This is a genomic window from Modestobacter sp. VKM Ac-2977, from assembly GCF_026968045.1.
In the GTDB taxonomy this organism is placed as follows: domain Bacteria; phylum Actinomycetota; class Actinomycetes; order Mycobacteriales; family Geodermatophilaceae; genus Modestobacter.
The window spans coordinates 498,602-518,086 of sequence record NZ_JAPVBQ010000002.1 but is presented as its reverse complement, the minus strand read 5'-3'; the positions used below and the strand labels follow the sequence as shown (position 1 = coordinate 518,086).

Genomic DNA, 19,485 nt, shown 5'->3' with positions numbered 1-19,485 from the left:
CGGACAGGGGCGGTCAGCGGGCCGGTTCGACCCGGCCGGTGACCTCGCCGAAGGCGATGCGGGTGCCGTCGGGGCCGGGCGCGGTGGCGGTGAGGACCACCTCGTCGCCGTCGGCGAGGAAGGTGCGGGTGGAGCCGTCGGCGAGGGTGATCGGCTCCTTGCCGCCCCAGGACAGCTCGATGAACGAGCCGCGCTGGTCGGCGCGGGGGCCGGACACGGTGCCGGAGGCGAACAGGTCGCCGGTGCGCAGTGACGCCCCGTTGACGGTCAGGTGCGCCAGCTGCTGCGCCGGGGTCCAGTACATGAGCTCGAACGGCGGCCGGCTGAGCACCTCGCCGTTGAGCCGCACCTCCAGGCTGATGTCCAGCCCCCAGGGCTCCGCGTCGTCGCGCAGGTAGGGCAGCGGCTGCGGGTCGCGGGCCGGCGGGTCGACGCGGGCGGCCTCGAGGGCGGCCAGCGGCACGACCCAGGGGGAGACCGAGGTGAGGAAGGACTTGCCGAGGAACGGCCCCAGCGGCACGTACTCCCAGGCCTGCAGGTCGCGGGAGGACCAGTCGTTGACCAGGCAGACCCCGAACACGTGGTCGGCGAACCGGCCGACCGGCACCGCGGTGCCCAGCTCCGAGCCGACGCCGACGACGAAGCCGACCTCGGCCTCGATGTCCAGCCGCTGGGAGGGCCCGAAGGTCGGGGCGTCGTCGGCCGGTGCCTTGCGCTGACCGCAGGGCCGGACGACGGGGGTGCCGGAGACGGCCACGGTGCCGGCCCGTCCGTGGTAGCCGATGGGCAGGTGCTTCCAGTTCGGGGTGAGTGCCGCGGAGTCGGGGCGGAACATCGCCCCGAGGTTCTCCGCGTGGTGCTGGGAGCTGTAGAAGTCGACGTAGTCGGCGACCTCGATCGGCAGGTGCATCGTCACGTCGGCCCGCGGCAGGAGGTGCGGCTCCACCTCGGCGCGGTGCGCGGAGTCGGTGAACCACTCGACGAGCTGGGCGCGCAGCGCCGCCCACGCCTCCGGCCCCCGCGCCAGCCAGCCGTTGAGGGTGCCGGTGGCGTGCACGTCGTCACCGGTGGCCGCGGCGAGGTCCAGCACCCGGTCACCGATCGCGATCCCGGTGCGGGGGGCGGTGCCCGCGGTGGAGAAGACGCCGTGGGGCAGGTTGCCCAGCCCGTAGCCGGTGTCCGCGGGGAGCTCCAGCCAGCTGCCCGTCACGCCGACGGCCCGCGGCCGGACCAGGACCAGGCGTACTTGCCGTCGTCGGAGGCGACGCCGGCCTCACCGAGGTCCAGCGGCCGGAAGGTGTCGACCATGACGGCGGTCTCGTCGAAGTACTCCGCACCCAGCGAGCGCTCCACCGCACCCGGCTGGGGGCCGTGGCTGTGCCCGCCGGGGTGCACGGAGATCGAGCCCTTGCCGATCCCGGAGCCCTTCCGGGCCTCGTAGTCGCCGTCGACGTAGAACATGATCTCGTCGGAGTCGACGTTGGAGTGGTAGTAGGGCACCGGCACCGCGAGCGGGTGGTAGTCGACCTTGCGGGGCACGAAGTTGCAGATCACGAAGTTGTTGCCCTCGAACACCTGGTGCACCGGCGGCGGCTGGTGCACCCGACCGGTGATCGGCTCGTAGTCGGCGATGTTGAAGGCGTACGGGTAGAGGCAGCCGTCCCAGCCGATCACGTCGAACGGGTGCTCGGGGACGACGTGCACGGTGCCGGCCAGGCCACCGGGCCCGTTGCCGCGGTGCTTGACGTACACCTCGACGTCGGTGCCCTCGCCCAGCAGCGGCTCGGTGGGGCCGCGGAGGTCGCGTTCGCAGTACGGGGCGTGCTCCAGGAACTGCCCGTACCTCGACAGGTAGCGCTTGGGCGGGGCGATGTGCGAGTTCGCCTCGACGGCGTAGGTGCGCAGCGGCTCGGTGCCGGTGGGGACCCAGCGGTGCGTCGTCGTCCGCGGGATGATCACGTAGTCGCCCTGGCCGACCTCCAGTGCGCCGAAGGAGGTCTCCACCGTCGCCGACCCGCGCTCCACGTAGACGCACTCGTCCCCGGTGGCGTTGCGGTAGTACGGGCTGGTCAGCGAGGAGACGGCGTAGGAGATCCGCACGTCGGCGTTGCCCAGCACCAGTCGTCGGCCGGTCACCGCGTCGGTCGCCTTGTGCTCCTCGCCGGGGAACAGGTCGTGCAGCTTCAGGTGCCGGGGCACCAGCGGGGCGTTGGGGGTCAGCGTCTGGTCGGGCAGCTCCCACGGCCGGGCGTCGACCAGCGCCGACGGGATGCCGGAGTGGTAGAGCAGCGCGGAGTCGGAGGAGAAGCCCTCCTCACCGACCAGCTCCTCGGAGTACAGGCCGCCGTCGGGACGACGGTGCTGGGTGTGCCGCTTGGGCGGGACGCTGCCCACCTGCCGGTAGAACGCCATCGGGGCTCTCCTTCGGGGCTGGTCCCCACCAAGATGGCCATCTTGGTGGGATCGGGTCGTCGTCAGACGGGGGCGGGGACGGGGCGGGCGAGCAGCCGGGCCACCGCGGGGGCGACGTCGGCGGGGCGGGTCAGCACGGCGGCGACGTGCGCGTCGGGGCGGAGCACCCAGGTCTCGTCGGGGCGGACGCCCAGCGCCTCGCGCAGCGTGGAGCCGGCGTCCAGGTCGCTGACCCGGTGCACCGCGACCGGCAGGTCACCGGGGAGCGCGTCGGGCAGGGCGGCGTCGTCGCCGACGAGGACGGTCACCCCGGCCCGGGCCAGCTGCCGCAGCCGGACGACGTCCGGCCGACCGGGGACGGTGACCGGGGCGTCGGGCGCCAGCACCCCCGGCGCCGGTACCGGGACGTCGCCGCGCGCCGGCCGGCCGGGGAACGGGCGCCGCTCGTCGGGGGTGGTCAGCGGGGAGTCGACGTACCAGAACGGCTCCGCCAGCCGACCGGAGTCGACCTGTGCCCGTGCCTCGGGATCGGTGGTGGCGCGCTCCAGCACCTCGAGCCGGTGCGCGGCCTCGGCCGGGGTGCCCGGCACCAGGAAGCGCATCGTGGCCCCGGTGACGTCGAGGTTCTCCACGGCCGCGGCGTGCCGCTCGTCGTGGTAGCTGTCCAGCAGCGTCTCCGGCGCCCAGCCACGGAGCACGAAGGCGAGCTTCCAGGCCGCGTTCTCGGCGTCCAGCACCCCGGAGTTCAGGCCGCGGGCGCCGAACGGGGAGACCAGGTGGGCGGCGTCCCCGGCCACGAGCACGCGCCCGACCCGCATCCGGTCGACCACCCGGGAGTGGAACCGGTAGACCGACTTCCAGACGACCTCGTAGGGCCGCTCGCCGATGACCTGGCGGATCCGCCGGTCCAGCCCGCCGGAGGCCTCCTCGGCGGTCAGGTCGAACTCCGGCGGCACCTGCCAGTCGATCCGGAAGGTGGAGTCCGGGCAGGGGTGGATGAGCACCTGGCGGCCGGGGTTCCACTCCGGGTCGAAGTAGAAGCGCCGCTCGGTCTCCCAGCCGGGCAGGTCGGTGCGGATGTCGCAGATGAGGAACTGGTCGCCGAAGGTCTGCCCCTCGAAGGTCAGCCCCAGGGCGGTGCGGACGACGTCGGCCCGCGGACCGGCGCAGGCGACCGCGTAGCTGCCGGCGACCGTCGTCCCGTCGGCGCAGGAGACCCACACCCCGGCGTCGTCCTGCTCGATGCCGGTGACCTCGTGACCCCAGCGCACCTCGATCAACGGCTGGGCGGCGATCGCGGAGTCGAGCAGCTCCTCGGTGAGGCACTGCGAGACGTTGACGAAGGGCGGGAACGGGGACTGCCCGCGGTCGACGAACTCGAAGCTGAACAGCTCGGCGTCGCGGTGGAAGGTGCGCGCGGTGGTCCAGGTGACGCCGCGGCGGGCGACCTCGGCCCCGACGCCGACGGAGTCCCAGACGTCGAGGACGTCGCGCTGCTGGCAGATCGCCTTGCTGCCGACCAGGTCCCGCGCGGGACGGCCGTCCAGCACGACCACCGGGAGGCCCCAGCGCGCGAGCAGCAGGGCCGTGGTCTGGCCGACCGGGCCGCACCCGATGACGACGACCGGCGCCGTCCCGGAGCTCTCGGGGGTGGTCATCGCCGGGTCAGCCCTGCAGCTCGTCCCAGACCTGGCGATCGCGCTCGGCGGTCCAGATCACCGGGCGCTCGATGCCGCTGAACTCGTCCCACAGCCGCTGCACGTCGAAGGGCAGGCAGTGCTCGAAGATCGGCCAGTGCCCGAACTTGGGCGCCAGGGCGGCGTGGGTGGCCTCGAAGGCCTCCTTGAGCGTCCCGCCGGCGCGGTGCGCGGTGCCGACCGTCTCGTGCATCGTGGTGAGGAAGGCTCGGGTCTGCTCGATCGCGGCATCGACCTCGTCGCGGCCACGGGCGATGGCACCCCGGCCGCCGATGAGCTGCTCGGCGCCGAGGGCCTTGATCCGGTCGAGGGTGCCGGTGGCCCAGTCGAAGTGGAAGGCGTCGCCGGTGTAGAGCGCCGCCTGCGACTCCACCAGGTCGCCGGCGAAGAGCACCTTCGTCTTCGGCAGCCAGGCCACGATGTCGCCCTCGGTGTGCCCGCGGCCCAGGTGCTCCAGCACCAGCTCGCCGCGGTCGCCGCCGAGTTCGATGGTCAGCTTGTCGCGGAACGTCATGGTCGGCCAGGTCAGCCCGGGGATGGACTCGGGCTCCTCGAACAGCCGCGGCATCCGGCCGTACTCGCTCTCCCAGTCCTGCTGGCCGCGCTCGGCGATCAGGCCCTTGGTCTGCTCGGAGCTGATGATCGCCTCGGCGTCGAACGCACTGGCCCCGAGCACCCGCACGGCGTGGTAGTGGCTGAGCACCAGGTACCGCACCGGCTTGTCGGTGTGCTCGCGGAGCTTGGCCAGCCAGCGACGGGCCGCGACCGGGGTGGCCAGCGCCTCGAAGCAGACGAGGAAGTCCTCGCCCTCGATGGCGCCGAGGTTGGGATCGCCCTCCGCGGTGAGCGCGTACACCCCGTCGGCGAGCACCTCGAGGGTCTGCTCCTTGACGCCGAGGTCTGCGGATGAGGCGAAGGGCTTCGCTGCCATGAGAGCTCCCGTGCAGGATGGAACACCGCCCGCATATCGAGCGATGCGTTCTCTTACCGGCTCAGCGTAGTGGTCGTGTGTCCTGTGACACAACCCATCCGGAGGCGTCTGTCGCCGGTGCGGTGCCCCTGACCCCGACGGTCGTCGTGCGAGCATCGCCGGGAGCGGGCGCCGTGACCTGCCGTGGACGAGGGAGCCGAGGACGTGCCGGACGAGGCGCCCACCGACCGCCGGTTCCCCAGGCGGGTCTACCGGGCGGGGCGGGAGCCGGACCCCAGGTTCAGCCTGGCGAACGAGCGCACGTTCCTGGCCTGGATCCGGACGTCGCTGGCACTGGTGGCCGCCGGGGTCGCCCTGGAGGCGCTGGACCTGCCCATCGCCGACGGTCTGCGGCTGGCCGGTGCGCTGGTCTTCATCGTGCTGGGCCTGCTCGCCCCCGCCCAGGCGTGGCTGGGCTGGGCCGCCACCGAGCGGGCGCTGCGGCAGGGGCGTCCGCTGCCCTCGCCACGGCTGGGCCTGCTGCTGGCGGTCGGCACCACCGTGGCGGGCCTGCTGGTCCTCGTGGGCCTGGTCCTGCGGTGACCGACCGCCCCGACGCCGTCTTCGACCTGGGCCTGCAGGCCGAGCGGACGGCGCTGGCCTGGCAGCGGACCGCGTTGGCCGTGGCGATCGGGGCGCTCGTCGCCGGGCGGCTGGCCGTTCCCGTGTTCGGCGCGGGGTCCCTCGCGGTCGCCGTGCTGGGCGTGGTCGGGGCGGTGGTCGTCCTGGTGGTGTCCCGCCGCAGGTACCGCGCCGTCCACCAGTCGCTCAGGGCCCGGGGGGACCTGGCCGCCGTCCGTTCGGCCGGTGCCCCCATCGCCGCGCTGGCCGGCGTCGGCCTGCTGGTGGCGCTGCTGGCGCTGGCCTTCGTCCTGCTCCGCTGACGAGGGGAGCTCCGTCGACGAGGGCAGCTCCGTAGACGAGGGCAGCGGCGGCCCGAGCTACTCGGCCGAGGCCTCGACGATCGTGGCCAGCAGGAACGGCTGGTCCTCCCACTCCCCGTACTGCTCGTCCTCCAGGTCGACCCCGAGCTGGCCCTCGACCTCGGCGAGGTCGAACTCGAGGGCCGCGGTGGCGGCCACCGTCACCGGCAGGCCCGGCTCCAGCTCCAGGTCCGGCTCCTCGGCGACCACCACCAGGAGTGGCTCGACCGAGGTGTCGTCCGGGCCGACGATGGTGAAGGAGTTGGGGCTCAGCACGTCCTCGACCTGGGCGCCCACGGTCACCTCCGTGCCGGCGTACACGTCGACGTCCTCCCGGAACGCCTCGTCGTACTCACCGGTGTAGGGATCGGTGAGGTCGTCCTCGCCCCGGACGTCCGCGACGTCCGTCTCGCCGACCGCGAGCTCCTCCTCACCGCAGCCGGACAGGCCCAGCACGAGGGCCGTGGTGAGCCCGAACAGGGACACGCGGGCGATCGGCTTGCCGTGGGACGACAGCATGGCGGGACTCTCCTCGAGGACGCGTTCGTTCGACGTGGACGGCTCCGCTCACCCTTCCCACCGGGGCCGCGAGGCCAAACGGGCGTGGGCGCGGCGGGGGAGAGCACAGTGGCGGTGGGGCCTCATCCCTCGGGCGAGGGTTGCTCCCTCCGCACCGGCGCCTACCATGGCGTTGATCCGTTGGCGGCCCGGGCGACCGGCTGCTGCGCCAGGCAGTCGCCCAGGCCGCTGACAGGTGCCGGTGCCAGCACTGCACCTCACCCCACGGCCTCTCCGCCACCCGTCCCCGGTGTGCGATGCCGACTGGCATCGTCAGGAAAGGCGAACATGAGCATTGCTGACACGAAGGACCCGGCCATCGCGACCGCCGAGACCCCACCGCCCATGACGGCTGCCGACGTGATCACCACGGCTGCGCCGGCCGAGGAGGAGGTCGCCGAGGACACCGACGGCGGCGCCGCCGCAGCCGCGTCCGAGTGGGACGACGAGGAGGACACCCTCGCCCTCCGGCAGGCGCGCAAGGACGCCGAGCTCACTGCGTCGACCGACTCGGTCCGCGCCTACCTGAAGCTCATCGGCCGCGTGAAGCTGCTGACCGCCGAGGAGGAGGTCGACCTCGCCCGCCGGATCGAGGCCGGCCTCTACGCCGGCCACAAGCTGCACGAGGCCATCGAGGGCGGCGGGAAGCTCGCCACCCAGCTGCGTCGTGACCTGACCTGGATCGTCCGGGACGGTGAGCGCGCGAAGGACCACCTGCTGGAGGCGAACCTCCGCCTGGTGGTCTCGTTGGCCAAGCGCTACACCGGCCGCGGCATGGCGTTCCTGGACCTGATCCAGGAGGGCAACCTCGGGTTGATCCGCGCGGTGGAGAAGTTCGACTACACCAAGGGCTTCAAGTTCTCCACCTACGCCACCTGGTGGATCCGGCAGGCGATCACCCGCGCGATGGCCGACCAGGCCCGCACCATCCGCATCCCGGTGCACATGGTCGAGGTCATCAACAAGCTCGGCCGGATGCAGCGGGAGATGCTCCAGGAGCTGGGCCGCGAGCCCACCCCGGAGGAGCTGGCCAAGGAGATGGACATCACCCCGGAGAAGGTGGTGGAGATCCAGCAGTACGCCCGGGAGCCGATCAGCCTGGACCAGACCATCGGCGACGAGGGCGACAGCCAGCTCGGTGACTTCATCGAGGACTCCGAGGCCGTCGTGGCCGTCGACGCGGTCAGCTTCACCCTGATGCAGGACCAGCTGACCAGCGTGCTGCAGACGCTGTCGGAGCGGGAGGCCGGCGTCGTCCGGCTGCGGTTCGGGCTCACCGACGGCCAGCCGCGCACCCTGGACGAGATCGGCCAGGTCTACGGGGTCACCCGCGAGCGGATCCGGCAGATCGAGTCCAAGACGATGTCCAAGCTGCGCCACCCCAGCCGCTCCCAGGTGCTGCGCGACTACCTGGACTGACGAGGCGCCCCTCCCGAGGAGGGGCGTTCCTCCCCGAGTGACAGCTCAGCGGGCATCAGCGGCACGGGAGACCCCGCTGAGCTGTCACTCGGGGAGCCCGCCACTGGGTGGTCGGGGCTGACTGCCCCGGTCTCCTCAGGTCTGCTGGAGCAGCCTGCCGAAGGCGGGCGACCGCCGGAGGGCGACCGTTCGCCCGCCCAGCGCGGCGACGTCCAGGTGGTCGCGGACCAGCTCCAAGGCCGCTCCGGACAGTGCGGTCACCGATCCGGCGTCGATCACGTCGACCCGCACCGGCTCGCGGCCGTAGCGGCGCTGGAAGGCTGCGACGACGTCGGCGTCCACCGCTCCGGCCAGGCACAGGGCACGCCCGTCGGCGGTGTTCAGCAGCCGGACCAGCCCGCGCGGGCCCGTCAGGGGGGAGGTCACCCGGCCAGTGTGCGGCGGGTTCGACCTCGGGGCTCGTCCGATGTGACCTGGGCCCACCGACTAGGTTCACCACGACGAAGTGCACGGTCGGCTCGATGAGGTGGGCGCAGTGGGCAGGTCGGTGCTGGTGACCGGTGGGAACCGCGGGATCGGGCTGGCCATCGCCCGTTCGTTCGCCGAGGCGGGTGACTCCGTGGCGGTGACCCATCGCGGCAGTGGCGCCCCCGACGGGCTGTTCGGGGTGCAGTGCGACGTCACCGACGCCGCCGCCGTCGACCGCGCCTTCACCGAGGTCGAGGAGCACCAGGGGCCCGTCGAGGTCCTGGTCAGCAACGCCGGGATCACCCGGGACGGGCTGCTGCTGCGGATGGGCGAGGACGCGTTCACCGACGTCATCGACGCCAACCTCACCGCCGCCTACCGGGTCGCCAAGCGGGCGGCGCCGAAGATGGTGCGCGCCCGCGCGGGGCGGATGGTCTTCATCTCCTCGGTCGTCGGGCTGCTCGGCTCGGCCGGCCAGGTCAACTACGCGGCGAGCAAGTCCGGCCTGGTCGGGCTCGCCCGTTCCATCGCCCGTGAGCTGGGCGGCCGCAACATCACCGCCAACGTGGTCGCGCCGGGGTTCGTGTCGACCGACATGACCGCGGAGCTGCCCGAGAAGCGGCAGCAGGAGATCCTCGGGCAGGTGCCGCTGGGCCGGCTCGCCGAGGCAGACGAGATCGCCGGCGTCGTCCGCTTCCTGGCGGGCGAGCAGGCGGGGTACATCACCGGGGCGGTCGTCCCGGTCGACGGCGGACTGGGGATGGGGCACTGACCATGGGCATTCTGGACGGCAAGAAGATCCTCATCGCGGGCGTGCTCACCGAGCAGTCGATCGCGTTCTCGGTCGCGCGTCTCGCGCAGGAGCAGGGCGCCACCGTCGTCCTCTCCAACTTCGGCCGGGCCCTGTCGCTCTGCCAGCGGATCGCCAAGCGGCTGCCGCAGGAGGCGCCGGTCGTCGAGCTGGACGTCACGAACACCGAGCACCTGGCCACGCTGGCCGACCGGCTGCGCGAGCACGTCGACGGCCTGGACGGCGTGGTGCACTCCATCGGCTTCGCGCCGCAGGAGGCGATGGGCGAGGGGTTCCCGGAGGTCGCGTGGGAGCACGCGGCGACGGCGTTCCAGGTCTCGTCCTGGTCGCTGGCCTCGCTCACCCAGGCCTGCCGGCCGCTGTTCGGCGACACCGCCTCGGTGGTCGGCCTGACCTTCGACGCCACCGTCGCCTGGCCGGTCTACGGCTGGATGGGCGCGGCGAAGGCGGCCCTGGAGTCGACGTCCCGGTACCTGGCCCGTGAGCTCGGCCCTGAGGGCGTCCGGGTCAACCTGGTCGCGGCCGGCCCGCTGCGCACCATGGCGATGAAGTCGATCCCGGGCAGCGCTCAGTTCGAGGAGGCCTGGGAGGGTCGCGCCCCGCTGGGCTGGTCGGTCACCGACACCGAGCCGGCCGGCAAGGCCGTCACCGCGCTGCTGTCGGACTGGTTCCCGGCCACGACGGGTGAGATCGTGCACGTCGACGGCGGCTTCCACGCTGTGGGGGTATGACGGTCTGGTGACCGACCTCGCGCGCCCCCGGCACCCGCTCCCCGCCGGGGCTTCCATCACCCCTCCCGGCCAGCAGCCGAACGAGTCCCCGTCGCTGGCCATCCGCAACAACGGCGGCGTCGAGCCCTCGCGCGAGCCGGCGCCCGACGGCCGGCGCGAGGCGCTGCTCGTCCTCGGCTTCGGCGGCCCCGAGGGCTCCGACGACGTGATGCCCTTCCTGCTGAACGTCACCCGTGGCCGGGGCATCCCGCCCGAGCGGCTGGAAGCCGTCGCCGAGCACTACCACCACTTCGGCGGCGTCAGCCCGATCAACGACCAGAACAAGGCGCTGGTCGCCGCGCTGGAGGCCGAGCTCGCCGGCGCCGGCATCGACCTGCCGGTCTACTGGGGCAACCGCAACTGGGCGCCCTACGTCGAGGACGCCTGGCGGCAGATGGCCGACGACGGCATCGAGCACGCCTACGTGCTGGCCACCTCGGCCTACGCCTCGTTCTCCGGGTGCCGGCAGTACCACGAGGACGTCGCCCGGGCCCGGGTCGCGCTGGAGCTCGACCCGTCCGCGCCGGCCGGCCCGACCGCGGAGAAGCTGCCGCACTACTTCGACGCCCCGGGGTTCGTGCAGGCCAACGCCGAGGCGCTGGCCGCCGCGATCGCCTCGCTGCCCGAGGCAGTCCGCGGCACCGCGCGGCTGGTGGCCACCGCGCACAGCATCCCGAACGCGATGGCCGCGGTGGCCGGGCCGGGCGGGGGCGCCTACGAGGCCGAGCTGCAGCGGGCCGCCCAGCTGGTCGTCGAGGCGGCGGCGCCGGGGCGCGACTTCGACCTGGTGTGGCAGAGCCGCAGCGGGCCGCCGTCGGTGCCGTGGCTGGAGCCCGACGTCAACGACCACCTGCGCGCGCTGGCCGAGTCGGGGGAGACCGCCGTCGTCGTCTTCCCGGTCGGTTTCATCTCCGACCACCTCGAGGTCATCTGGGACCTGGACAACGAGGCCGAGGAGACCGCCGGCGAACTGGGCCTGGCCTTCGCCCGGGCGGCGACCGCAGGCACGCACCCGGCCTTCGTCGCCTCGCTGCGGGAGCTGCTGGTCGAGCGCCGGGGAGGCGGCGAGCCCCGGCTGGGCACCAACTGCCCGGCGTCCTGCTGCTTCGTCCAGCGCCCGGCCCGCCCGCAGGCCTGACCGCTCCGTGACCGACCGGCTGGAGGTGGCGGACGTCCGCGTGCAGGTGGCGGACGTCCGCGACCGCGCGGTGCTCGCGATGGTGCAGGCCCTGACCGCGGAGCTGGCCAGCGGCGGGTACCGGGCCGAGGAGACCTTCGGCTACTCGCCGGAGCAGCTCGCGGCGTCCGGCGTGCACCTGGTGGGCGCCCGGTGCGGCGATGAGCTCGTCGGCATCGGCGGTGTCGAGCTGCAGGACGACGGCGTCGCCGAGCTGAAGCGGTTCTTCGTCGTCCCGGCGAGCCGGGGGACCGGCGTGGCGGACGCGGTCATGACCGCCCTGGTCGACCACGCCGCGGGGCACGGCGTGCGGCTGCTCCGGCTGGAGACCGGTGACCAGCAGCAGGCGGCGATGCGGTTCTACCGCCGGCACGGCTTCGTCGAGGTCCCGCGGTTCGGCCCGTACGCCGACAGCGCGACCTCGGTCTGCATGGCCCGGGCCCTAACCGCGGGCTGAGCCGCGCTCTGGCGCAGTTCCGCACGCTCCGGCGCTGTCGCAGCAGCGCGGGAGCAGGTGGAAGGGCGAGAGAGCGCCGGGGCGTCAGCCCCGGGGCACCCAGTTGTAGGCGGCGACCGTCGCCTCGCGGACGGCGGTCGCCAGCGGGCGCAGCGCCTCGTCGCGGGCTGCTGCCTGGGCGTGGGTGACCGCGGCCCCCGGCGCGTCGGCCATCGCCAGGTCGAGCACCTGGGACAGCCGCTGCGCCCGGCCGAGCACCGACAGCGCCACCGGGTCGTGGTCGGCCGGCAGCCCGGGGGCGTGCACGGTCCGGGCCAGCCCGGCCAGCAGACCGGGGACCTCGGGGTTCCAGCGGGCGAGGTCCAGCGAGGCGAGCGTGCGGGCGGAGTCGCCGACGGCGAGGTCCAGCGCACCGGAGACCGCCCGCAGGTTGCCCTCCACCGGCGGTGCCAGGGGCGGGGCGCCGTCGAGGGAGACCGCCGTCCAGGGGACCGCCTCGGGCCCCAGCGCCTCCGGGACCAGGGCGAGCCGGGTGCCGACGGCGGCCTGCCCGGCCTCCAGACCGAGCGCCACCAGCTCCGGCACCCCAGGCAGGCCCCGGGTGTCACCGGGCACCGGCAGCACCAGCCGCAGCCGTTGCTCGCCCAGGCCGCGCAGGGCGCTCAGCGCCCAGCCCAGCGGTACCGCCTCGTCGGTGCCGGGCAGCCCGACGACCCGGTGGGCCGTCTCGCCCAGCAGGACGTCGAGTGCCTCGTCGTAGGAACTGCGGCCGGTGAGCCAGGCGGTGGCCCAGACGGCGAACCGGCCGGCGGCGATGTCGTGCACGGTGAACGAGGCTACGACGGTCGCGCCACCGGCCGTCGCCCGCCCGACCGGCGATGTGCCGTGGGTCGCGGTCCCGTGGGTCGCGCAGGCGTGGGACGGCGACCGGATCACGCGTTCGCGTGCCAGACTCGGACCGTGCCCGCCTGGTTGCTCTGGTTGATCGCCTCAGGCCTGTTCGCGGCCGGTGAGGTCGCCAGCCTGGACCTGGTCCTGCTGATGTTCGCCGGCGGCGCGCTGGGCGGCATGGGCGTGGCCCTGTTGGGTGGGGACCTGCTCCTCCAGGTGGTCGCGTTCATCGTCGTCTCGGCCGGGCTGCTGGTCCTCGTCCGGCCGGTCGCCAAGCGGCACCTGGTCGACCGCACCCCCGAGCAGATCGACGGGGTCGCGACCTACGTCGGCCGGGAGGCCGTGGTCAGCCAGCGCGTCGACAACAACGCGGGCCGGATCCGGCTGGGCGACGACGAGTGGACGGCTCGCACGCAGCTCGACGACGAGGCATACGACGTGGGCGCCGACGTGCGGATCGTGCAGATCGAGGGGCCGATCGCCTACGTCAGCCGTCTCTGAGTCGACGTCCGGGTGACCGGGAGCCCCCAGGGGTCCTCAGATGGCGCCGGACGGGGCAAGATCAGATGGTCGCACCACTCCTAGGAACGGAGAACCGCCCTCGTGACACCCGCCCTGATCGCTCTGATCGTGATCGCCGTGCTCGTGGCCTTCGTGCTGGCCAAGAGCGTGACGATCGTCCCGCAGGCGCAGGCGAAGGTGGTCGAGCGCCTGGGCCGGTACAGCCGCACGCTCTCGCCCGGCCTGGCGCTGCTCGTGCCTTTCGTCGACCGGGTGCGCGCGACGATCGACCTGCGCGAGCAGGTCATCTCCTTCCCGCCGCAGCCGGTGATCACCGCCGACAACCTGCAGGTCGGCATCGACACCGTCGTCTACTTCCAGGTCACCGACCCACGCCTGGCGGTCTACGGGATCGCCAACTACATCACCGGCATGGAGCAGCTCACGACCACGACGCTGCGCAACGTGGTCGGTGGGCTGAACCTCGAGGGTGCGCTGACCGGCCGGGACGGCATCAACTCCCAGCTGCGCACCGTGCTCGACGGCACCACCGGCCCGTGGGGCCTGCGGGTGGCCCGGGTGGAGATCAAGGCGATCGACCCGCCGCCGTCCATCCAGGACTCCATGGAGAAGCAGATGCGCGCCGACCGCGACAAGCGCGCGGTCATCCTGACCGCCGAGGGGCAGCGGCAGTCGGCGATCACCACGGCCGAGGGCCAGAAGGCCGCCTCGATCCTCTCCGCAGAGGGAAAGAAGCAGGCCGCGATCCTGGACGCCGAGGCCGAGCGGCAGAGCCGGATCCTGCGGGCCGAGGGTGAGCGCGCCGCGCTGTTCCTGCAGGCGCAGGGGCAGGCGAAGAGCATCGAGACGGTGTTCCAGGCCATCCACGACGGCAAGCCCGACCAGGGCCTGCTGGCCTACCAGTACCTGCAGACGCTGCCGAAGATCGCGCAGGGCGACGCCAACAAGATGTGGATCGTGCCCAGCGAGTTCAGCAAGGCGCTGGAGGGGCTGTCCAAGCTGGGTGGCGGCGACGACGGTGAGGGGCAGCGCAGCTGGCTGGACGTCGACGCGTCCTCCGGCGCCCAGGGTGCGACCCAGCCGCCGGCGTCGTCCCTGGACACCAGCAACTGGTTCGACTCGAACCTGCCGCCGGCCGCCGAGCAGCCCGAGGCCAAGATCTCGCTGTCCAGCATCGCCGACGCCGCGGGGGAGACAGCGCCGCAGATCCCCAAGCCGCCACCGCTGTCCCAGGTCAAGCAGGACGTGCAGGAGAGTGGCCCGGCCGCCGACCCGCGCAACCGCCCCGCGGACGACGACCCGCTCCAGCTGCCCCCGGGCTGACCCGATGAACGCCGATGGCCCAGAACTCGTCGAGTTCTGGGCCATCGGCGTTCACGGCCCCCCGTCCAGAGGCTCGTCCCCGAGCTTGCGAGGGGTGAGGAGGACGGGGTCCTTCGTCAATCCTTGAGGAGGCCTTCGCGGAGCTTGGCGAGGGTCTGGCTGAGCAACCGGGACACGTGCATCTGGGAGATGCCGATGTCCGCGGCGATCTGCGACTGGGTCATGTTGCCGAAGAACCGCAGGATCAGGATGCGGCGCTCGCGGGGCGGGATGGTGGCCAGCAGCGGCTGCAGCGACTCCCGGTACTCCACGCCCTCCAGGGCGGCGTCCTCCTCGCCGAGGGTCGCCGCGAGGGTGGGGGAGTCCTCTTCACCGGAGAGGCGCTCGTCCAGCGAGCTGCTGCGGTAGGCGTTGGCCACCGCCAGGCCCTCGAGCACCTCTGCCCGGGGGATGCCGAGGTGCTCGGCCAGCTCGGACGGCGTGGGGGCGTGGCCGTTCTTCTGCGACAGCTCGCTGACCGCCGCGTTCAGCGAGAGGTGCAGCTCCTGCAGCCGCCGCGGCACCCGCACCGACCAGCCCTGGTCGCGGAAGTGCCGCTTGATCTCGCCGGTGATGGTCGGCACGGCGAAGGAGAGGAACTCCACCCCGCGACCCGGGTCGAACCGGTCGATGGCGGCGATCAGGCCGAGGGTGCCCACCTGGAGCAGGTCGTCGAAGGGCTCGCCGCGGTTGCTGAACCGGCGGGCGAAGTGCCGGACCAGCGGCAGGTGCTCCTCGACCAGGATCTCCCGCAGTCGCTCCCGCCGCGGGTCGCCCTTGTCCAGGGTGGCCAGCTCGGCGAACAGCGGTGCGGTCCGTTCGGCCCGCTTGCGGTTGTCCGACATCGGCACCGGGTCAGCAGCCGGCTCCGGGGTCGTCGCGGAGGACTCCGTGGGGGCCTCCTTCGGGGTGTCGGTGGATTCGGTCGTCATCTCGGTCTCCGAGGCGGTGTCGGCGACCGCAGGGGCGACAGCGGCGGGGGCCGGGGACCCGAGGGGCTCACCCGAGCCGAGGACGGCGTCGTCGGCAGCCGGGGAGTCCGGAGCAGCCGACCGGGTCACCGTGCGACCGACACGTCGGGATCGGGCTGCTCGGTCAGGGCGTCGATCGCGCTGTAGCGCCGCAGCTTCTTGACCAGGCTGATGCAGGCGACAGGTGTGTTCCGGCCGTCGCCGGCCGCCACGATCGACTGGTCGCTCGGGCCGGCCTCGACCGTGTCGACCAGGGTGTGCAGCACGGCCCAGCCGAAGCCGTCGCGCGGCACGTCGACCCCGGTCGCCGTCGGCACCCAGGCGTCGATCCGCAGACCGTCGCGGGCGGCCTCGAAGACGACCGTGAGCGGTGCGTCCCCCAGGGCGACGGAGGAGAGCGTGGCGCAGGCCTCGTCGACCGCGAGCCGCAGGTCCTCGACCGCGTCGAGGTCGAAGTCCATCCGCATCGCCAGGTCACCGGTCATCGCCCGCACCGCGGGCAGCTGGGTCGGCGAGGTGGGGACCCGCAGCTCCAGCCGCTCGGTGCGCCGCTCGCCGGTGGCGGCGCCCGTCGTGTCGACCATGCGTCGTTCACTCCTTCGTCGTCCCCCGCGCCCCCGGACGGGAGCGCGGCTGTCCGTCTTCGCGCACCCGTCCCACGGCTCCGGCTCGGAGCGCGGACGACGAGCGGTCGCTCTGCGACGGGTGTCAGGCCTGACCCGGCTCCCTTGACGGTAGACCGACCGCCTGGCTGCGTTGCCCACCGGGGCGCACCGCCAAACGCCGGCCCACGGCCGGATCAGGCGCGACGCCACCCGGCGGGGGGACCTGGTGACCGCTCGTGTTTGAGCCCACCCGGTGGTGCACATCCCTCCGGCGTGAGACTGCGGCGCAGTGACGTGCACGCCCCGGGTTGGACCCGGCGTCGCGCTGGCAAGGGGTTCTCCTACCAGGACGAGCGCGGGGCGCTGATCAAGGACGACCGGCTGGACCGGTTGCGGGCCCTGGCCATCCCGCCCGCCTGGAAGGACGTCTGGATCTCCCCCTGGCCCAACGGCCACATCCAGGCCGTCGGCACCGACGCCGCCGGCCGGCGGCAGTACCGGTACCACGACGAGTGGCGGGTCAAGCGGGACGCCGCCAAGCACGAGCGGGTGCTGGAGATCTCCCACCAGCTGCCCGACGTCCGGGACGAGGTGGCCGCGGCGCTGCGCACCCGCGGGCTCAACCGCGAACGGGTGCTGGCCTGCGCCGTCCGGCTGCTCGACCTCGGCGCCTTCCGGGTGGGCAGCGAGCAGTACGCCGAGGACAACGGAACCTACGGGCTGGCGACGCTGCGCCGCGACCACGTGTCGGTGCGCGGGGAGCGGGTCTTCTTCCACTACACCGCCAAGGGCGGCATCGACCGCGAGGTCGAGCTGCTGGACCGGCCCACCGCCACCGTCGTCCGGCAGCTGCTGGAACGACCCCAGGACGAGGGGCAGGAGCTGCTGGGCTACCGGCTCGCGGACGGCAGCTGGCACGACGTGACCAGCGACGAGGTCAACGCCTTCCTCAAGGAGGTCAGCGGGGCCGAGATCACCGCCAAGGACTTCCGCACCTGGACGGCGACGGTGATGATGGCCGCCACGTTGGCCGAGACGCCCACCCCGCGCAGCCAGACGGCACGCAAGCGTGCGGTGCGGGAGGCCTACGTCAAGGTCTCCGAGCAGCTGGGCAACACCCCGACGGTGTGCAGGACCAGCTACGTCGACCCCCGGGTGGTCGACCGGTACGAGCACGGCGAGACGGTCGCCGGCGCGCTGGCCGAGGCCGCCGGCGCCCCCGACGACCGGACGGCGCAGCGCACCATCGAGGCGGCGGTCTGCTCCCTGCTCAGCGCTTGAGCTGAGCAGACCCCTGGACGCGACGACGGCGCCCCACCCGGAGGTGGAGCGCCGTCGTCGTACCGGTCGAGGACCTGGCGTCAGGCCTTCTCGGCGATCGTGAACAGGTCGATCAGGCCGGTGACCTCGAGCGGCCGGGTCACGGCGCGGGTGTTGGCCACCAGCCGCAGGCCGACGTCGCGGGAGCGCGCCGACTTCTGGGTCTCGACGAGCACGGCGAGGCCGGCCGAGCCGAGGAACTGGACACCGCACAGGTCGACGACCAGGGCGGTCGGCTGCTGCTCGAGCTGGGTGTCCAGCGACGCGCGCAGCACGGGCGCGGTGAAGGTGTCGACCTCGCCGACGACCGTCACGGTGACCGTGCCGTCGTCGTCGGTGGACGTCGACAGGGTGATCACGTCGTCGAAGGGGGCGTCGTTCGTGTCAGCCGGGGCTGACACGTCGCGCGAGCCCTCGGCGGGTGAGTCGGATGAGGTCACGGACTGCAGCTCCTCTCAGCGGCGATGCCTGGCGGGCACGCGGGTGCCCGGACAATGTACTGCGGTACACCGTCCGGCCCGACACGGCCCGGGACACCGAGGTTCCGGAACGCCTCCCGAGGAGCTCTCGGGCAGGCCACGGCTGGCTGCTCAACCGTGGCGCCCAACCTAGTCGCGTCATGATCGCGGCACCAACTCAGCGCGCGTCGGGCCGGCGGGGCGGTCGGCCCGGCCCGCCACGGCAGGGTCAGGTGCCCTCGACGACGTGGACCGCGCTCTCCTCCGGCCCCTCACCGCCGACCGGGGCGTCGGCGAACGCCTCGACGTCGTCGCCGGTGCGGTTGGTGCCCGAGTCGCTGAGGCGGTCGGTGTCCTCGTCCTGGTCCAGCTGGGCGACGGCGCGGTCGGGGTCCTCGGCGGGGCGCACGTCGGATGCGTCCTCGGGGACCTCCCGCTCCAGCCGGCCGCTCAGCGACTCGCCCTCGGCCTGCTCGCGTGCCGTCGTCCCGAAGTCCACGGCCTGGTGCTGGCGGTCGCCGGGCTCGGGCGCGAACTCCGGGTCCTCGGCGCGGGCCATGGTCGGGCTGTCGTCCTGGGAGACCTCGGGGATGCTGTTGTCCTCGGGGAAGACGTCCCGGGCGGTCTGCCCCTCGGGGCCGACGTCGCCACGGGCGCCGTCCGCCGTCCCGGTGAGCCCCCGCTCGTCGTCGGGGAACTCGGCGTCGTTGAGGGCGGAGTCGCGGGTGGCGCGGTCCGGGTCGGTCATGGGAGTTCCTCCGTTCTGCGCGCCTGGGCGGTGGGCGCGCTCGTCCGTCCGGTGGACGGGGGGAGCCGGTCGGGTGACCGGCGTCGTGGTCCGGCCCTACCCGACCCTCTGCCGGGCATGCGTGATCCAGCTCCCGCCCGCCGCATGGCACCGGGTGCCGCGGGTACCGCCGCGAACATGGCGATCACAGACGAGGTCCAGCGGCTCGGGCGACCGGTCCGACGCTGGGCACGCACCCAGCAGGAGGAGTACACGCAGGGAGAGGCCCGGCCGCTGGCCGCGGACCTGGGGGCGATGAGCGTCTACCTGGGCCTGGTGGGGGCGGCGGCCACCGCCATCCGGGTGTCGGGCCGCGAGCTGCCCAGCCGGATCCCGCTCGGGGACGCCGTCCTGCTGACCGTCGGCACCTTCCGGCTGGCCCGGCGGATCGCCAAGGACCCGGTCACCGCCCCGGTGCGCGCGCCGTTCGTCAGCTACCAGGGGACGTCGGGCGAGGCCGAGGTCGCCGAGGAGGTGCGCGAGCACGGGGGCGTCAAGCACGCCGTGGGGGAGCTGCTGACCTGTCCGTTCTGCATGGCCCAGTGGGTCGGCACGGGCTTCGTGCTCGGGTACGTGACCGCGCCGCGGGCGACCCGGCTGGCCGCGCTGACCATGACGATGGTGGCCGGTTCCGACGTCCTGCAGTTCGTCTACGACGCCATCCAGAACGGGGGGCTGGAGTCCGACGACGGCGAGGAGGCCGGGAGCCTGACCGGTCAGGAGGTCTGACCGCGAGCCCGGCGTCACGCTGCGTGGCCGTCGGGTGCCAGTGGGGCCGGGAACTGGCAGGCCGCCGGCTCCCTCGACCGGGTGGGGCGCTGCGGTGCGTCACCGTCTCGGGCTGCCGCGCACCCGCCGGGACACCTATCCTCTGATCTTGTCGAGGCGGGGTCGCGGGCCCCGGGGC

General features: G+C 73.3%; 22 protein-coding genes. 11 read left to right on the top strand and 11 right to left on the bottom strand.

Features of this window, described 5'->3' with window-relative positions:
• Positions 1 to 13: 13 nt before the first annotated feature.
• From fahA to O2V63_RS10115, 4 genes are all read right to left on the bottom strand, one after another.
• On the bottom strand, positions 14 to 1,210 hold the full coding sequence (fahA, locus tag O2V63_RS10130; RefSeq protein ID WP_269167410.1) for a fumarylacetoacetase: 1,197 nt from the start codon (positions 1,208 to 1,210) through the stop codon (positions 14 to 16).
• Positions 1,207 to 2,412, bottom strand: coding sequence for a homogentisate 1,2-dioxygenase (locus tag O2V63_RS10125; protein ID WP_269167409.1), 1,206 nt, complete (start codon positions 2,410 to 2,412; stop codon positions 1,207 to 1,209). Before O2V63_RS10125 ends, fahA begins: the two co-directional genes overlap by 4 nt.
• A gap of 62 nt (positions 2,413 to 2,474) precedes the next feature.
• Positions 2,475 to 4,070 (bottom strand): FAD-dependent monooxygenase, encoded by a 1,596-nt coding sequence (locus O2V63_RS10120; RefSeq protein WP_269167408.1) that lies wholly within the window; start codon positions 4,068 to 4,070, stop codon positions 2,475 to 2,477.
• Between the two features lie 7 nt (positions 4,071 to 4,077).
• Positions 4,078 to 5,040, bottom strand: coding sequence for an MBL fold metallo-hydrolase (locus tag O2V63_RS10115; RefSeq protein WP_036338456.1), 963 nt, complete (start codon positions 5,038 to 5,040; stop codon positions 4,078 to 4,080).
• Between the two features lie 183 nt (positions 5,041 to 5,223).
• Between O2V63_RS10115 and O2V63_RS10110 the strand changes: the two genes are divergently transcribed.
• A complete protein-coding gene (locus tag O2V63_RS10110) occupies positions 5,224 to 5,622 on the top strand; it encodes a YidH family protein (RefSeq protein WP_269167407.1) in 399 nt (132 codons plus the stop codon).
• On the top strand, positions 5,619 to 5,963 hold the full coding sequence (locus O2V63_RS10105) for a DUF202 domain-containing protein (RefSeq protein ID WP_269167406.1): 345 nt from the start codon (positions 5,619 to 5,621) through the stop codon (positions 5,961 to 5,963). Before O2V63_RS10110 ends, O2V63_RS10105 begins: the two co-directional genes overlap by 4 nt.
• A 57-nt stretch (positions 5,964 to 6,020) precedes the next feature.
• Here the strand turns inward: O2V63_RS10105 and O2V63_RS10100 are convergent, their stop codons facing one another.
• Positions 6,021 to 6,521 carry a hypothetical protein gene (locus O2V63_RS10100; RefSeq protein WP_269167405.1) on the bottom strand — a complete coding sequence of 167 codons (501 nt, stop codon included), beginning with the start codon at positions 6,519 to 6,521 and terminating at the stop codon, positions 6,021 to 6,023.
• Between the two features lie 327 nt (positions 6,522 to 6,848).
• On the opposite strand from O2V63_RS10100, the gene O2V63_RS10095 reads away from it, so the two are divergent.
• Positions 6,849 to 7,979, top strand: a complete 1,131-nt coding sequence (locus tag O2V63_RS10095; RefSeq protein ID WP_331253836.1) for an RNA polymerase sigma factor — start codon at positions 6,849 to 6,851, stop codon at positions 7,977 to 7,979.
• 135 nt (positions 7,980 to 8,114) lie between these two features.
• Here the strand turns inward: O2V63_RS10095 and O2V63_RS10090 are convergent, their stop codons facing one another.
• The gene (locus O2V63_RS10090; protein WP_269167404.1) at positions 8,115 to 8,405 is read right to left on the bottom strand and encodes a hypothetical protein; all 291 of its coding nucleotides are present in this window, start codon (positions 8,403 to 8,405) and stop codon (positions 8,115 to 8,117) included.
• 109 nt (positions 8,406 to 8,514) lie between these two features.
• Here O2V63_RS10090 and fabG point away from each other — a divergent pair, with 109 nt between their 5' ends.
• From fabG to O2V63_RS10070, 4 genes are read left to right on the top strand one after another with little or no spacing between them, the layout of a single operon-like run.
• Complete coding sequence (gene fabG, locus O2V63_RS10085) at positions 8,515 to 9,219, top strand: 3-oxoacyl-ACP reductase FabG (RefSeq protein ID WP_269167403.1); 705 nt, start codon at positions 8,515 to 8,517, stop codon at positions 9,217 to 9,219.
• A gap of 2 nt (positions 9,220 to 9,221) precedes the next feature.
• Positions 9,222 to 9,989 (top strand): enoyl-ACP reductase FabI, encoded by a 768-nt coding sequence (gene fabI / locus O2V63_RS10080; protein WP_036338413.1) that lies wholly within the window; start codon positions 9,222 to 9,224, stop codon positions 9,987 to 9,989.
• Between the two features lie 7 nt (positions 9,990 to 9,996).
• The gene (locus O2V63_RS10075) at positions 9,997 to 11,166 is read left to right on the top strand and encodes a ferrochelatase (RefSeq protein WP_269167402.1); all 1,170 of its coding nucleotides are present in this window, start codon (positions 9,997 to 9,999) and stop codon (positions 11,164 to 11,166) included.
• A 7-nt stretch (positions 11,167 to 11,173) separates the two neighbouring features.
• Positions 11,174 to 11,662, top strand: a complete 489-nt coding sequence (locus O2V63_RS10070) for a GNAT family N-acetyltransferase (protein ID WP_269167401.1) — start codon at positions 11,174 to 11,176, stop codon at positions 11,660 to 11,662.
• 84 nt (positions 11,663 to 11,746) lie between these two features.
• Here O2V63_RS10070 and O2V63_RS10065 read toward each other — a convergent pair whose 3' ends face one another.
• A complete protein-coding gene (locus tag O2V63_RS10065) occupies positions 11,747 to 12,487 on the bottom strand; it encodes a hypothetical protein (protein WP_269167400.1) in 741 nt (246 codons plus the stop codon).
• 135 nt (positions 12,488 to 12,622) lie between these two features.
• Here O2V63_RS10065 and O2V63_RS10060 point away from each other — a divergent pair, with 135 nt between their 5' ends.
• Both O2V63_RS10060 and O2V63_RS10055 read left to right on the top strand, forming a co-directional pair.
• Positions 12,623 to 13,054, top strand: coding sequence for an NfeD family protein (locus O2V63_RS10060; RefSeq protein WP_269167399.1), 432 nt, complete (start codon positions 12,623 to 12,625; stop codon positions 13,052 to 13,054).
• Positions 13,055 to 13,156: 102 nt separating this feature from the next.
• On the top strand, positions 13,157 to 14,398 hold the full coding sequence (locus O2V63_RS10055; protein ID WP_269167398.1) for an SPFH domain-containing protein: 1,242 nt from the start codon (positions 13,157 to 13,159) through the stop codon (positions 14,396 to 14,398).
• Between the two features lie 116 nt (positions 14,399 to 14,514).
• Here the strand turns inward: O2V63_RS10055 and O2V63_RS10050 are convergent, their stop codons facing one another.
• Complete coding sequence (locus tag O2V63_RS10050) at positions 14,515 to 15,369, bottom strand: RNA polymerase sigma factor SigF (RefSeq protein ID WP_269167397.1); 855 nt, start codon at positions 15,367 to 15,369, stop codon at positions 14,515 to 14,517.
• Positions 15,370 to 15,494: 125 nt separating this feature from the next.
• Complete coding sequence (locus tag O2V63_RS10045) at positions 15,495 to 15,992, bottom strand: ATP-binding protein (protein ID WP_269167396.1); 498 nt, start codon at positions 15,990 to 15,992, stop codon at positions 15,495 to 15,497.
• Between the two features lie 294 nt (positions 15,993 to 16,286).
• On the opposite strand from O2V63_RS10045, the gene O2V63_RS10040 reads away from it, so the two are divergent.
• Entirely contained in the window at positions 16,287 to 17,294 is a 1,008-nt protein-coding gene (locus O2V63_RS10040; protein ID WP_269167395.1) for a DNA topoisomerase IB, read from the top strand.
• An 80-nt stretch (positions 17,295 to 17,374) separates the two neighbouring features.
• Here the strand turns inward: O2V63_RS10040 and O2V63_RS10035 are convergent, their stop codons facing one another.
• Both O2V63_RS10035 and O2V63_RS10030 read right to left on the bottom strand, forming a co-directional pair.
• The gene (locus O2V63_RS10035) at positions 17,375 to 17,773 is read right to left on the bottom strand and encodes an STAS domain-containing protein (protein ID WP_036338397.1); all 399 of its coding nucleotides are present in this window, start codon (positions 17,771 to 17,773) and stop codon (positions 17,375 to 17,377) included.
• A gap of 247 nt (positions 17,774 to 18,020) precedes the next feature.
• Positions 18,021 to 18,539: a hypothetical protein gene (locus O2V63_RS10030; protein ID WP_269167394.1), complete on the bottom strand. Its 519-nt coding sequence runs from the start codon at positions 18,537 to 18,539 to the stop codon at positions 18,021 to 18,023.
• 177 nt (positions 18,540 to 18,716) lie between these two features.
• On the opposite strand from O2V63_RS10030, the gene O2V63_RS10025 reads away from it, so the two are divergent.
• Positions 18,717 to 19,307, top strand: a complete 591-nt coding sequence (locus O2V63_RS10025) for a DUF1360 domain-containing protein (RefSeq protein WP_269167393.1) — start codon at positions 18,717 to 18,719, stop codon at positions 19,305 to 19,307.
• Positions 19,308 to 19,485 lie beyond the last annotated feature (178 nt).